General features: G+C 44.1%; 13 protein-coding genes and 1 pseudogene. 8 read left to right on the top strand and 6 right to left on the bottom strand.

Annotated elements, in window-relative coordinates; translation table 11 throughout:
• The first annotated feature begins 257 nt into the window (after positions 1 to 257).
• Positions 258 to 788 (top strand): hypothetical protein, encoded by a 531-nt coding sequence (locus HMPREF9304_RS07195; RefSeq protein WP_036927837.1) that lies wholly within the window; start codon positions 258 to 260, stop codon positions 786 to 788.
• A 226-nt stretch (positions 789 to 1014) separates the two neighbouring features.
• Here the strand turns inward: HMPREF9304_RS07195 and HMPREF9304_RS07200 are convergent, their stop codons facing one another.
• Positions 1015 to 1311: a helix-turn-helix domain-containing protein gene (locus HMPREF9304_RS07200; RefSeq protein ID WP_036927890.1), complete on the bottom strand. Its 297-nt coding sequence runs from the start codon at positions 1309 to 1311 to the stop codon at positions 1015 to 1017.
• Between the two features lie 11 nt (positions 1312 to 1322).
• Positions 1323 to 1626 (bottom strand): annotated as a pseudogene (locus tag HMPREF9304_RS07205) (helix-turn-helix domain-containing protein).
• Positions 1627 to 2002: 376 nt separating this feature from the next.
• On the opposite strand from HMPREF9304_RS07205, the gene HMPREF9304_RS07210 reads away from it, so the two are divergent.
• The 7 genes from HMPREF9304_RS07210 (at position 2003) to HMPREF9304_RS07235 (ending at position 10023) form a co-directional block, all read left to right on the top strand.
• Positions 2003 to 3346, top strand: coding sequence for a virulence-associated E family protein (locus HMPREF9304_RS07210; protein WP_036927839.1), 1344 nt, complete (start codon positions 2003 to 2005; stop codon positions 3344 to 3346).
• A 182-nt stretch (positions 3347 to 3528) separates the two neighbouring features.
• Positions 3529 to 4533 carry a DUF8464 domain-containing protein gene (locus HMPREF9304_RS07215; RefSeq protein WP_036927841.1) on the top strand — a complete coding sequence of 335 codons (1005 nt, stop codon included), beginning with the start codon at positions 3529 to 3531 and terminating at the stop codon, positions 4531 to 4533.
• Between the two features lie 4 nt (positions 4534 to 4537).
• Positions 4538 to 4972 (top strand): DUF3408 domain-containing protein, encoded by a 435-nt coding sequence (locus tag HMPREF9304_RS07220; RefSeq protein WP_036927844.1) that lies wholly within the window; start codon positions 4538 to 4540, stop codon positions 4970 to 4972.
• Between the two features lie 107 nt (positions 4973 to 5079).
• The gene (locus HMPREF9304_RS14430) at positions 5080 to 5250 is read left to right on the top strand and encodes a hypothetical protein (protein ID WP_156104787.1); all 171 of its coding nucleotides are present in this window, start codon (positions 5080 to 5082) and stop codon (positions 5248 to 5250) included.
• Positions 5251 to 5329: 79 nt separating this feature from the next.
• Complete coding sequence (locus tag HMPREF9304_RS07225; protein ID WP_009752275.1) at positions 5330 to 5755, top strand: plasmid mobilization protein; 426 nt, start codon at positions 5330 to 5332, stop codon at positions 5753 to 5755.
• On the top strand, positions 5745 to 6806 hold the full coding sequence (locus HMPREF9304_RS07230) for a relaxase/mobilization nuclease domain-containing protein (RefSeq protein ID WP_036927846.1): 1062 nt from the start codon (positions 5745 to 5747) through the stop codon (positions 6804 to 6806). The genes HMPREF9304_RS07225 and HMPREF9304_RS07230 overlap by 11 nt, the downstream gene beginning before the upstream one ends.
• Positions 6807 to 7431: 625 nt before the next feature.
• Positions 7432 to 10023 carry an endonuclease MutS2 gene (locus HMPREF9304_RS07235; RefSeq protein ID WP_036927848.1) on the top strand — a complete coding sequence of 864 codons (2592 nt, stop codon included), beginning with the start codon at positions 7432 to 7434 and terminating at the stop codon, positions 10021 to 10023.
• Between the two features lie 105 nt (positions 10024 to 10128).
• Here the strand turns inward: HMPREF9304_RS07235 and HMPREF9304_RS07240 are convergent, their stop codons facing one another.
• From HMPREF9304_RS07240 to pnuC, 4 genes are all read right to left on the bottom strand, one after another.
• Positions 10129 to 11139 (bottom strand): alpha/beta hydrolase, encoded by a 1011-nt coding sequence (locus tag HMPREF9304_RS07240; RefSeq protein WP_036927851.1) that lies wholly within the window; start codon positions 11137 to 11139, stop codon positions 10129 to 10131.
• A 243-nt stretch (positions 11140 to 11382) separates the two neighbouring features.
• Positions 11383 to 13449: a TonB-dependent receptor gene (locus tag HMPREF9304_RS07245; RefSeq protein WP_036927853.1), complete on the bottom strand. Its 2067-nt coding sequence runs from the start codon at positions 13447 to 13449 to the stop codon at positions 11383 to 11385.
• A gap of 68 nt (positions 13450 to 13517) precedes the next feature.
• Positions 13518 to 14168, bottom strand: a complete 651-nt coding sequence (locus HMPREF9304_RS07250) for a thiamine diphosphokinase (RefSeq protein ID WP_036927856.1) — start codon at positions 14166 to 14168, stop codon at positions 13518 to 13520.
• Positions 14165 to 14749: a nicotinamide riboside transporter PnuC gene (pnuC, locus tag HMPREF9304_RS07255; protein WP_036927858.1), complete on the bottom strand. Its 585-nt coding sequence runs from the start codon at positions 14747 to 14749 to the stop codon at positions 14165 to 14167. Before pnuC ends, HMPREF9304_RS07250 begins: the two co-directional genes overlap by 4 nt.
• Positions 14750 to 14764: the final 15 nt, after the last annotated feature.

The raw sequence follows: 14764 nt of genomic DNA on the forward strand, positions 1-14764 counted from the left end.
CCTTAGATAGGCTTTATTTTTAGATTTAATGTGGTTATAAGTGAATTTATGAGAGAAAGAGAAAGTTTTGCAGAGGTCTCTATCCATAAAATAGTTGTGCACTTTTGTTTGACAACGTACATGATACAAATCATGATTTAGGCTTGGAAAGTGTCAGATACGTTTATTCATTAATAACAGAAATACGTAATAATATAAGCAAGAAATAACTTGTAATTACGTTTATATAAATATCAACATATAAAATCCTTGTAATTATGAAAAAAGTATTTTACAGCCTAATCCTTTTCTGTGGATTATCTGCATGTTCCTCTGAGAAGGTATCTCTTGAGCCATTAAGAATTTATGATGTCGCAAATTCTACTTGCAAGTCGAGCCTCTCTGCGACAGAAACACGTCCTGATTTCTATTTGGAGAAAGATGCAGTACCAGCAACTTTAAGCATAGAGCTGGGTAAGGATGGCATAGCCCAATGTGTACTGGAAGATGTGAAAGCCAACTGTGCCGTAAGAAATATCTATGTGAACATCGTTAATCAAGATGATCAGATTATCCTTGTTGTGTATCATCATGTCCTTGACGCGCTTGCCGATTGCATTTGCAAATACGATGTTCGTTTTAAGATGAGCAAATTGTCGGCTGGTAATTATAAACTTAAAGTTTACTTTGCCAGACCGAATATGAAATATGAAGATTCTGATATTGCATTCAATGGGCTGCTCAATCTAACTCTGAATAAAAAGGAAAGAGTAGTGCTTAAGTCTGAATTGAGTTTACCAGAGATTTGAAAAACTGATTGAATAGTAAAAGACAAAAACATAACATTCTATAAAGTGTGTCTTTATCGTGATTTCAGCCCTTTTTGATAATCGCATCAAAGAAGGCTATAAACATTCAAGATAGAAGTGCAATTCCTTTAGGTAGTTTGAGTTCACATTCTTCAAAAATAGGCCCACTTTGGTTATTGTTTCAAAGTAGGCTTATTTTTATAAATGGGAAGCTATATTCTAATACTTAGAGAAAGTTCTTATGGCTATCCTCTAATAATCTCTCCAAGTCCGACACCTTATAGAGTATCTTTCCTGCGAATTGCGTGTAGGGAATAATCCTCCTGTCCCGATAGTCCTGCAAGGTACGAGGGCTGATATACAGCCGCTCGCATACTTCCTTGCTCGTTAGGAAATGCTCACCTCTAAACAGCGGTTTGTGTGTCTGTGCCACTTCCTTAATTCTCTTGCTTACTCCGCTGATAGTGGACAGCACCTGCTGCATATCGTCAGCCTCCATATTTAAGTCTCTTACCTGTTCCATATACTTCATGTTTATTTGTTGATTTTAGTTTTATCCGTTTTTCGATTTATCAGATTTGGTTTGGAGCAATTGTTCCACATCCTCACGCTTGTAACAGCACTTATGCCCGATTTGGGAGAAAGGCAACACACCAGTATCCCGATAGTGCTGCAAGGTACGCTTGCTGATATTAAGCAACTTGCATACATCACCGTTGTGCAGCCAATCGGTGTGCCTGCTCTGTTCTCCGAATGCCTTGTGGCAGGTCTCGGCAAGGCTGAGAATCTCGTTCCTCAGCTTTGCCCAGTTTGAATCCGTAATGATAAAATATCCCATAGTTTTATTATTGTTTTGTTTGTATTTCTGTCTTGTTGGTTTAATAAAACCTTTGTCCGTTTTGCGTTTCACCGCATATTTCTGCCTGCAAAAGTAGAGAGTGTTTGCCATACTTCAAAGCACGAGGGAACAGCAGGGAAATAGAGGGAAAAACATGGAAATGGCAAAAGGATTGTCGCTCTCTTTCTTTGTCTCTTTACTCCATTTTATCATATCCTTTTAGCCAACGCAATACGATGCGTATTGTAGCAAATTACCACCTGCCTTTCTTGCATTCTTTACACACTTGTCCTCTTGTTTGGGGCTTAAATCCATACTTTCCAACAGTTTCTTGTCAAAAATCCGTGAGAAATTCATTGCCAATTTGCGCAACATTATGCAAGCACTCCCTGAATGCTTGGAACTTTCCAGTTCTCTTCATAACTTCACTCTCGGAAACCAAACCAAGCAGATAATGAAATCAAACGCAGATAAATGCAATTCAGAGGGCGAAAACAATACGCCCAAGCAAAGGAAGACTTTCTCCAAAAACGGTGAGATAGAAACTTATCTCTCCTCTTATTATGAGTTCAGATACAACACGGTATTGGGAAGAACTGAATACAGGGGCAAGAGCGATGCTCACTTCTTAAAAGTGGGTCGCTATGAAATCAACACGCTCCGCAGGGAACTTGACAACGATGTGGGGATTATCACATCTTCCAACAACCTCTATTCAATTATTGATAGCAGCTTCTCTCCACGTGTCAATCCCATACAGGAGTATTTCAAAAGGTTGCCATTGGTGGATGTAAGCAGCAGTTCTCCCTTTTCACTGAAAGTCATTCCCGAACTGGCAAGTTGCGTAGTTGTTCGCAACTCTGACAAGTGGCTGCCATACCTTACCAAATGGCTCGTGGCAGTGGTCGCCAACGCCATGGACTACCGTGAGTGCCGTAACCATACCTGTCTTGTACTGACAGGTGACCAAGGCAAGTTCAAGACAACATTCCTTGACTTGCTCTGTCCTCCTGCCTTGCATGGTTACAGCTACACGGGCAAGATATATCCGCAGGAGAACGACACGCTTACCTATATCGGGCAGAACCTCATCGTAAACATTGACGACCAACTAAAAGCCCTCAACAAACGTGACGAGAACGAATTGAAGAACCTTATCACCTGCCCGATGGTCAAGTACCGTATGCCCTACGACAAATATGTGGAAGAACACCCACACTTGGCGAGCTTCGTTGCATCGGTAAATGGCAACGACTTTCTTACAGACCCTACAGGAAGCAGACGCTTCCTGCCCTTTGAAGTACTTTCTATAGATATTGAGAGAGCAAAAGCTATCTCGATGGACTATGTTTATGCGGAAGCCAAAGCCTTGTTAAAGTCAGGTTTTCGCTATTGGTTTGATGATGACGAGATTGCCGAACTATATAGGGAGAGTGAAGACTTTCAAGTACAGACTGCAGAGATGGAGCTTTTGTTGCGTTGTTTTGAAAAGCCAACGGAGAATGAAAGTTATTCGTTAATGACCACTACGGAGATACTCACTTATTTGGGTATTTATACTCACCAGCCACTTGTTGCCAAGCGTATGGGTGAAGCCTTGAAGAAAGCAGGATACATAAAGGTGAGCAAACGAAGAAACGGTGGTAGCCCCATCTATGTCTACAAAATTAGGAAAATCTTGCCCTGCCCGCTCCTTCAAACTTGTAGTAGCCAAATGTAGTAGAATATGTAGTATTGTTTTATACTACAAAGTAACACTGATTATCAATCACTTATCACAAAATAGTATGTAGTAAGAAGAAAGATGAAAAAGTTTGGAGGGGGAAAACTTTGGAAACAGTAAAACCATAAAAACAGACAAATATAAATAATTATCATTCAACCCATTAAAGTATCAAAGCAATGAAAGAAGAAGATTTATCACGCATCAAGCAATACCCCATCGTGGAGTATCTTGAAAGGAAAGGCATCAAGCCTGTACGTAGGACATCTTCCTATGCGCTGTACCGCTCACCACTCAGAGAGGAAATGCATCCGAGTTTTAAGGTGGACACAGAGAAGAACCTTTGGATAGACTATGCCGAAGGCAGGGGCGGAAGTATCATCGACCTCTGTATGCGCTTGGAGAGCTGCACGCTATCGGAAGCCATCCGCCGCTTGGGGCAGAACGCTTCCGATAATACAGTATATAGTTCTCACAAAAACTTCGTGCCTAATAATTTACAACCTACGATGGCTGCAAACGAGACAAGGAGACTGATAAGCATATCAGACACCCTGCCTCCACATTTGCAGGAGTATCTTACAAAGGTACGCTGCATTGATTTGGAAAAGGCAAAGCCTTTCCTTAAATGTATCAGCTATGAGATAAGGGGAAGGCGCTATCAAGCCATCGGCTTTGCCAATCAATCAGGAGGGTATGAACTTCGGGATAATGGTTCGTTCAAGGGAACGATAGCTCCGAAGGATATTACTCTGATATTTACGGACAAACAGACAGAACACACAATAGACAAACCACTGCCAGTATGCGTGTTTGAGGGATTTATGGATTTCCTTTCTTTTCTTTCAATGAAAGAGGAGATAGCCAGCCACTGCCTTGTGATGAACTCCGTGAGCAATGTGGCAAGGACTGTCCGCTGTCTGAACGACCGACACCTGACCCATATCCGTGCCTTCCTTGACAATGACGATGCAGGACGGAGAGCCGTGCAAGAATTTGTAAAAGCAGGTTTCAAGGTGGAGGATATGTCCGTACATTACAAAGGCTTCAAAGACCTCAACGAGTTTCATGTCAGTCGTATGTGTAAACAGGAGCAGCAGAAAGTGCAGGAACGGACACGAGTGTCGGTTACGGAGCAAAAGCAAAGTAAGAAATCAAAACAAGTCAAACATAAAATTAGATAGCAAAATGGAAAATAAAACAAAGACAACGGACAAAGATTTTTCATGGCTTTTGGGTGTGGAAGATGAAACAGAGTACGAATCTACTCCACAGAAAGGGACAGAGGTTCCTGAAATAGAAAGACCTACAAACAAGCAGGACACAGAGAACACTACGCACTCTGAACCTGCGCAGCATACAGAGAGTGCAACCGTTCAAAGGCGCATCAGTGCCAAGATGAGAAAGGAAACGCTTGAAGCCTACAAGCAAGCCTACCTTGTCCCAACAAGACTGAGCAACCGGAAGGCGGTCTATCTGAGCCGAGAAACGCAGGAGCGTGCCGACTTCATCGTGCGCAGGTTAGGCGACAGGGGCAGCAACCTTTCAAGTTTCGTGGAGAACATCGTGCGCCTCCATCTGGAAGAGTATGGTGAGGACATAGAAAAATGGAGAAGGTTGTGAGCCACAGAAAAAGGTGAGAGCTTTCTTGAAAAGTGACAAGCTTTCCATCCAAAACCCTCAACCCTTTATTAGAGAATATGACAGCTAATATTTACTCAACATACTGAATGATGAGAACACCACGAACACAGTCAGGCACGGAATACACAGCATTCACTTTGGGGTGGCAATACGCTTTATGCGTAAACAGTCTGTTAGGTAGCATTGCAAGACGTCAGTTTGTACCCACAACTGCGCCCAGCTCCTCTCGTCCTACTATCGGGGAGATAAGACCGTAATCACTCCGTTCTCATCGGTCAGTATTTAGGAATTAAGGTAATAAATCATCTACAATGATAAACTTTCAAGGAAACTTATATGAACAGATATAAAGGAAAAGCTGCCCGATGGCAGCAACAGGATAAAGAAGAACAGCGGATGAACAAAACGGAGTTCATCAAGGTAAGATGTACCAGTGAAGAGAAGAAACGTATCAAATCAAGGGCGGAAAGCACGGGACGGAAATTCTCCGATTATTGTCGGGAAATACTCCTTAACGGAGAAGTAACAGCCGTTCCCAAGATGACAGACAATGAGAGGGAAGCCATTGCCATTCTCCAACATACAGGAAGGTTCTATGGGCAGATTTCCAATCTCATCAAGCTCAAGGACGAGGATTGGCTACATATCACCAAGAACCTTTCGCTATGTGCCAAAGAGGCATTTAAGCGGTTTTACGACCCGCATTTTCGGGTGGATGATGAAATATATAAGGTCTTAAATCTAACAAGAAATGATAGGTAAATGCAAGGCGATAGCGTACGGCAGCACAGCTTTGGACTATATTTTCAGGGAAGGCAAACTCGGTAGTCGGCTTGCCTTTCACAATCTTTGCAGCAGAGAACCAAAGGCAATCTATGAGGAAATGAAAGTGATCAGCGATTACAACAGCCGTTGCAAGAACAAGTTTCTCCGTATCGAAATAGGCATCGCACCGCAGGACGAGAAAAAGCTGCCTGTGTCCGAACTCATGTGGATAGCCCATTTGTTTGCCAAACGAATAGGACTTGACAACCACCAATGGGTGGCAGTAACGCACAAGGACACCGATAATAGACACATTCACATAATTGCTAACCGTATCAGTCTGTATGGAGAAGTCTATGATACCACCTTTGTGAGCAATAGGGCTGCAAGGGTGGCAGAGGAAATCAGCAGGGAGAAAGGCTTGACCATTGCAAAAGAGGTCAAGGCAGAAAGGAAACACCAAAATGAAAAAGCCAGCCCTACAAGAGAGCAAACAAAGCAGCAGGTGCAGAAGATTTGCTACACCTTGCTTGACAAGTACAAAGGAACAGGCGTTACAGGGCATTCTATGTTCCTTTACGAGTTGAACAAAAACGGCATTATTATAGAGCGTATGAAGAACAAGCAGGGCAAAGTATATGGCTTGAAGTTCTCATACGCAGGGCAATCCTTAAAGGCTTCCGAAATCGGCAGGGAGTTCGGCTACCATTCCCTGCAGAAGAACTTTGAAACAACCAACAAGGAAGAATCAAGGAAACCACATCTAACAGTACAAGAGCCTACAGAAAAGAAAGAACAATCTGATACAGGCTACCAACTTGTACCTCCAAGCCGCTCCTCTATCTCACGAGACAATGATACCTCACAAGTGCAGAATCCCATTGGTGCAGTGGCAGACACCATCGTTAGCGCAGCCGATGAAGCGGTGGAAGGGTTAGGCGATTTAATTACACCAAGTACACAAGGCAATGACTTAACCGAAGCTGCATGGCAGCGCAAACTCAGATACCAAGCTAACAGAAAGAAGAAACATGGAAGGGGAATATAAACATAGCATACAAAAAGTGCATAATAAAGAATATCTCATCAAAAACGCTTGCTATTCGGTAACAAAGTATTATCTTTGCAAACAGAATAACAAGCGTTCTTTGTTAGGCAGAAAACAGCGAAGTCAAGTAGCTCGCTCGTTTCCAAATCGTTACCTATTTAGTTATACCAACATGGTAACTTCTTCATTTTCAACGAGTTGTATTTTACGAATCATCTTGGTGAGCTAAAGCATTGTTTCAACAGCACTTTTTTGCCCATTTTCATCACAAATTGATTGAAAAAATCATCGCTACACTTGCTCAATTTTCATAACACATTGTATAATAAGAAGTTATCAAACTTTCTCAAAACTCGCGTATTTGCAGCCAACGGAACGGTTGGTTCAAAATACGCGAGTTATGAAGCGCCTTTTGTTAAATAATTTGACAGTTTATTTTTGCATCACACGCCGCATATATCAGTCATTTTTTCTTGACAGTTATTCTTGTTGATGAATTCAATTTCAGATCACCAAATATGCGAATGAGGACATATAGATGTACGTTTTACGTTGCATGAACAACCTTTACTTGTTGTTTGAACTTTCACATGGCGAAACAAGGAAAAATGTGTAACTTTGCAACATGATTTATCCACACAACTTTGAAAGCAAAATTAGCTTCGACCAAATAAGGGCAATGCTCAAAAACGCATGTTTATCAACCATGGGACAAGAACAGGTTGATAAGATGACTTACTCCACTCGCATAGAAGAAATTAGCCAATGGCTGCAACAAATCTGCGAGTTGCAAAGAGTAATGGAAGAAGAGGAACGGTTTCCGCTACAATATTTCTTCGATATGCGGACAGCTTTGGCACGCATACGATTGGAGAACACACACTTGGAGGAAGAAGAACTGTTTGATTTGCATCGCTCTTTAGACACCATCTTTCGCATGGTGAACTTGCTCAGACAAGGCGAGGATGGAGAAAACTTGTCCGATGAGGCGCCAAATGGTGAGGACACCGACTCGGCACCCATGACTTACCGTTATCCTGTTTTATCGAAGCTAACGGAGAAGGTAACGTTGTTTCCACAAATCCTACAGCGGATTGACCAGATTTTGGATAAATTAGGACATATTCGTGACAATGCCACACCTGCCTTGGCACAAATCCGTATGGAATTGAAGCGAGCCGAAGGGAGCGTTTCGCGCACACTCAATAGCATCTTGCGCACTGCACAGAGTGACGGACTTGTCGACCAAGATGTGGCTCCTACCTTACGTGACGGTAGGTTGGTTATACCTATTGCTCCCGGCATGAAGCGCAAAATAAAAGGAATTGTGCACGATGAGTCGGCAACAGGACGCACCGTATTTATCGAACCTACCGAGGTGGTAGAAGCTAACAATCGTATCAGAGAACTCGAAGCCGAAGAGCGCAAGGAGGTAATACGTATTTTGACAGCCGTGACGCAAAGCATCAGACCACGTATTCCGCAACTGTTGCAGGCATATCGCATGTTGGGAAACATCGAATTTATCTATGCTAAAGCACAATTGGCAAAACAAACAAAAGCCATAGCCCCCACGATTGAAGCACAACCACTCATCGACTGGATAGGTGCAGTGCATCCCTTGTTGCGCCAGTCGTTAGCCAAACAAGGCAAGAAAGTGGTGCCATTGGACATTACACTGACTGCCGAAAAGCGCATCCTCATCATCTCTGGACCGAATGCTGGTGGTAAGTCGGTGTGTCTCAAGACTGCCTGCCTACTGCAATACATGCTACAATGCGGACTGTGCATACCCGTTGGCGAACGTTCGAAGGCAGGGGTGTTTGAACATATCATGATAGATATTGGCGATGAACAAAGCATTGAGAACGATTTGAGTACTTATTCGAGTCATCTGCTGAACATGAAAAACATGATGAAAACGGCAAACGACCGCACACTACTACTGATTGACGAGTTCGGAACGGGCACCGAACCGCAGATAGGGGGTGCCATTGCCGAGGCGGTGCTACAACAGTTTTGCAACAAAAAGGCGTGGGCAATCGTCACCACTCACTACCAAAACCTGAAACATTTTGCCGACTCGCACCCCATGGTGGTGAATGGTGCGATGCTATACGACCGTCACGAGATGCAAGCCTTGTTCCAATTGGCGATTGGACAGCCTGGAAGTAGCTTTGCTATCGAGATAAGTAGGAAGATTGGCTTACCTGAAGAGGTGATTCGTCAGGCATCCGAAATCGTTGGAACAGATTACATCCAAAGCGATAAATATTTGCAAGATATCGTGCGCGACAAGCGATATTGGGAGAATAAACGCCAAACAGTTCGGCTACTCGAGAAAGAATTAGAGAGAAAAACGGCACGATACGAACAGGACATCAAAGACTTGGAACAAGAACGAAAGTTGATTGTCAAGCGTGCCAAGCAGCAAGCGGACGATTTGTTGCAAGAGAGTAACAAACGCATAGAGAATGCTATACGTGAAATAAGGGAACAGCAGGCAGAAAAAGAAGCTACCAAAAAGATACGCCAAGAACTGAAAACCTTTGAAAAGGGGTTGCAACAAGAGACTACAAATGCCAAAAGTGGCGTGATGAGCGATGAAGATTTTGCCAAAAAGGTAGCGCAAATGAAACAGCGCAAGGAGCGAAGAGAGAAACGAAAAAATGATCGTGAAGCACAAAAGCAAAAGGAAGAGCAAGCCAACAAACAGGTTGCTGCAACTAAGAAGAGTGCTGACACCTTTGCTGTGGGCGATGAAGTGCGAATGATTGGACTGACAACGGTGGGAACCATAGTGCAGGTAGAGGGGAAAATGGCTACTGTAGTCTTTGGCGATATGCGCACCAAGGTACGGAGCACCCGATTGGAACATGCGACACAAACATCAACTTCGCCATCTCGTGAAGAACGATTAGGGGCAGTGAAGGTAAGCAGAACAACACGCGACACGATAGACACGCATCGAAAAGCATTTAAGCAAGAGTTAGATGTGCGAGGCATGAGAGGCGACGAGGCGTTGAATGCCGTACAGTATTACATTGATGATGCCATCTTAATGGGAGTGAGTCAGGTGCGCATCCTGCATGGGAAAGGCAACGGTATCTTGCGCCAACTCATTCGTGACTACCTCGCAAGCGTCCCCAACGTGGTGCAATATCGGGACGAGCATGTACAGTTTGGTGGGGCAGGCATCACAGTTGTGGAACTTTGAGAATGATGTCAAAAGAGAACTGGCGCACCTTTCTTCCGTCAAGTCACCAAACCACACAGGAAAAGTAAGCCTCCAAGCAAGCACACATCTGGTTGTTATGCAGCATCAATAAGCACTGTTCAGGAACAAAGCGACACTTTTCACGGCTTCGTGAAAGGCTGTAGGTTGTCCCGGTACGGTAATAAACAGATGAGTTGCTGTGGGATATACCTCATAAATAACAGGGCGATGAAGTTTTTTCAGTCGACATACCAGTTCTTTGGTTTGGTCGAACAAGATATCATGACCTGCTGAAATAAAGAGAGTTGGTGGCAATTGGCTCAACATCTCGTCACTTGCCAATCCTACGGACGCCAGTGGATGGCGCACTTGTTGCCCACCATAGGCTTCATTGAAGGCTTCCAGTAGTTCGGCATCATTGCCATAACCTTTCCCATACGTTGTCCATGAATCGGTGTACTCGGTAAAAAGCTTTGTAACAGGATAAATGGGTATCACTTTGGCAATTCCTTGTACCGACAAAGCCGTTGCCAAAGCCAAGTTGCCACCAGCACTATCACCCCCTATCGCTATTTGTGTAGTATCGCATCCCCACTCTGCGGCATGCTTACGAAGGTATTTTATGGCTCTTTGGCAATCTTCCAAAGGGGCTGGAAAAGGATGTTTGGGGGAGAGTTTGTAATCGAGTGCTGCCACAACACAATTGGCTTCTATTGCGACCGCTGCGCAAAATTGAGCACAACTGTTAATACTTCCAAAGCACCAACCACCACCATGCAGATAAAGCAAAAGGGGACACTTTTCACGCACAGCGTTTTTAGGCATATATATACAAATGTCGGGTGTAGGATAAAAAGCATGCAGCGAATCTGGTAGCTTGCTTGCATGGTTTCTACTCTGTCGTATTTGCTGTAATTGTGTGTCATCTCCATTGATTGCTGCACGTACAGCCAACATTTGAAGATGCTGCAATCCCAGTTTCATATGAGTTAAAAACGCTTGTTGTTCTTGCAACATCTTGTGCTGCAACACAGAATCAACACTTGCACCTTGAACACTTTGAAAAGGTAAAATCATTTGTAATAAGAAGAAAATGTAGGTCAATCGTACTTTCATGAAACACGGTATTGATGATATATGCCAAGGAAACTCTCCCTTGTAACTGCAAAGATACTCATTTTTTGAAAACAATGGCGCTCATCCTACAAATAACCTACCGACTTTTCATCCTTCATTAAGCATTATTGTAAGCTGGAGAAAAGAGCAAAACGCAATGGCTGTCAACAGCAAACGAAAACAGGAGGCGCTGTTAGAACCTCCTGTTGACGACTATCATAATAGCAAATAAAAGATGAACTATTATAAGGTAAGGGCAGCACCAGCCACTATCCAGATTCCTGGTTGTGGCACATTGCCTGCGTCCATGTAGGTTTTGTTCAAGACGTTATTGGCATTGAGGTACACCTTCCAGTTACTTTCGCTCCACGTCAGACGTGCGTCCACCACGCTATAAGGCTTGTACGAGTGAGCCACTCCCTCTCTGTCCTTGTAGCTTCCCATACGGTCGAGATAACGACAAGACACACCTAAATCCAATTTGCCAATGAGATGTAGCTGTGCATCAGCCACCAACTTGTGCTTGAGATATTCTAAGACATATTTGCTGACAATGCCTTTTTCCTCCTTGTGGTCTTGATTGATAAACGAATATCCCAAAGACACTTTCTTCAAGAAGCGCTGTGAAGGCAGAATGTGCAAGAAATTAAAGTCGAAACTGCTCTCAACACCCAACGAATTAATCACGCCAAAGTTGACACTCTTCCACACCAATTCATTTTTTTCATTGCGAGTACCGTCTTGTATCCAGTCTATCAGGTTTTTGTGATGATTGTAATACACGGCAGCCTTGGCATTGATGTAAGGGTTGCCAAACTTGATACCTCCCTCGAGGGCGGACAGTTCCTCTGGTTTGAGGTGTTTGTCTGCCTTGTGACCACCTACAGAATAAAACAATTCCGTCATGGATGGCATGCGCAGTGAGGTGTTGTACGAGGCATAGAGCTTAAAGGCATCACCGATGCGATAGCTCATATCTACCCCTGGATACACACGCATGTTCATGTTCGCCTGACTGTTTTTCACAGCAATCAAGCCCGCTGAGAGGGTGAACCTATTGAGCAGCACGTTATGTTCAAATACAAATTGCGTATTGGTGCGTTGCAATCCGTTGGTGTACTGACGGTCAGTGCCATGAATGGGCTGTGGGTTTTCGAGCTTCTCCCCAAGATTTCCACTCATCAAGTCTTCATGTCTCAGCTCAGCACCGAAGGCTGTTCTACCTCCAACCCAATCAAAGTAGGCATTCAGATTGACACCATACACGTCGGTTCTGTGGTAGTTGAAAGGATATTTGTTAGGCTCTCCACGAAACAACTCAAACCTATCCATGCCTCGGTTCCAATAAACAGACGGGCGAAGATGGAATTTACCTTGCTTGTTTTCGGCTTGTATGGCTGTGAATGTCTTGAAAGTATGCTCAAACTGGTTGTCCCATTTCACGCCATAGAACGTGTTCGAACCAAAATCTTTCAAGCTCATGCCGGCATGCCACTTTACATCAACCCAACTGTCTTGATAGCTTCCTTGATAAAACGACTTGAGCGTACGGTAATCAGCATTCAGGTTTCCTGCCTTGCTACGTGAATAACCATCGCTTCGAGTTGCCGAAAGAGAAAGCTGGTTGTTCCACTTGTCACGGGCGATATTGCCCCTTAGACCTGTGGAGAGATAGCCATACGAGCCACTTTCCATACGAGCTGTGAGTGAAGTGTGGGCTGCTGCCTTGGTGACAATGTTGATGGCACCCAACAAGGAAGATGTGCCATAAACCCGACCTGCTGGGCCTTCCAAGACTTCTATGCGTTCGATTTCGCTCAAATCGACAGGAATGTCGAACGCATTGTGCGCAGTTTGCGCATCGCAGATATTGATACCATTCAACAGAATGGTGACCTGCTCCGAGTTTCCGCCACGAATACCCACATCGGTCAATGCACCCAAGGGTCCTTTCTGGCGGACATCTACCCCTATTGCTAATTTCAATAGGTCATTAACACTTTGTACCGGAGCCGAATCAATATCCTTTCGGCTCAGTACAGTTACCATTCTCGATTGCTGACTAACGGTCAGCGGAGCGCGAGAGCCTGTGACGACTACTTCGCTCAGTTTCACTGCTTGGCTTGTAAGTTGGTCATTGGGCAAGTTACGGCATACACTTACACCGTCTGCCTTTGCGTAAGTCAATGTGCTTACGCTGAGAACACTAATTAAAACTTCTTTACCAAGAGCAGCGAAGAGCGAATATCCTTTGCGGTTAAAATGCTTGAACCACAGCGGATTGCGCTTGTTAAACTGTTCTTTTACCATTGTTATTTATTAAAAAATCGCTGCAAAGGTAAATATTTTTTGCGATTTTTTAATCCTGCAAGTCGAGTTTATTTGGGTTCGTGCGTGCGATAAACCAAATAATCTCCATCAGATTGAATGCTGAACGATGCATCTTCTGCCTCGTTGAGCGTGCCTTCCCACCAACTTTTATACGCATGCGATTGCCACCGCAAGCCCTTATTTTCGATACGCTGACATGAAAAATTAAAAATACTTACTTGCTGTTTGGCAAACGACTCAAAGGTGCAATCGCCATGACAAGGCACAAACGTGCCGTAATCGGTGACCATGACAGGCTGCACACCGTAGGATTGAAAATACCGCAGCAATAAAGAGATGTTTCCCAAAGTATGATCCTCGCGCTTGCCCGTCGCTCCCAAATAGGCGATGCGGCTGTAGTTGCGACTGACACAATAACGGGTGGCCTTGGTAAGGTCGTTGTCTTCCTGCTCATGCTCAACATGCAGCACGTCATGAAATTGTAGTTTGGCTGCATCAGACATCGAATCACCATCGCCAACCACGGCTTCCACCTTATTATGTAACGAGGGATGCAGCAACTCGATGGCACTGTCGCAACACACGATGCGTGGTGCTTGCTGCAAGATTTGAGTGGGAACGGCATGCTGCGGATAATCTCCGCCCGCTAAAACCACCACGTCAAAATTGGTTGATGAGTTGATGAGCTGGTAATTCATGACGCTGCTTGTTTCATCATCGACTTCCACTTAAAGTACCCTAACACGGCAATAACGACATAAAGTCCGTACAATCCTGCCTTGAAAGGAATGCCCTTGTACACATACAGAGCGGTGCAAACCACGTCGACCACTATCCAAAAGAGCCATTGCTCCACATACTTGCGCGCCAAAGCCCATAAGCCTACGAAGCTGAGTGCATTGGTGAAGCTGTCAAGCAGGGGTACATTGCTGTTGGTAAAGCGCACCAACACATAATAAGTGGCGCCCCATGCCAAGGCGAAAAACAAGAAAACAGGCAGATAACGCTTGCCGGGCATGCGCGTAATGGGCACTTCTTGCTTTTTTTGATTGAAGAGTTTGCTACCCCACTTCCATGCAATATATCCGTAAATGGCAGCCAACGTGTAATACACTGCCATGCCCGCATCTCCGTATAAGCCATGCTTCCAATACAAAAACACGTCCATGGCAGGCATCACGATACCCACTATCCACAGCCAAATGCTGGCTTTATATTCCAAATAGATATAGACAAGTCCCAAAATGGTGGTGACTATATCCAACCAATCGAATGTCATGTTATAAAAATAAGC

This window comes from Hoylesella timonensis S9-PR14 (assembly GCF_000762405.1).
Taxonomy (GTDB): domain Bacteria; phylum Bacteroidota; class Bacteroidia; order Bacteroidales; family Bacteroidaceae; genus Prevotella; species Prevotella timonensis_A.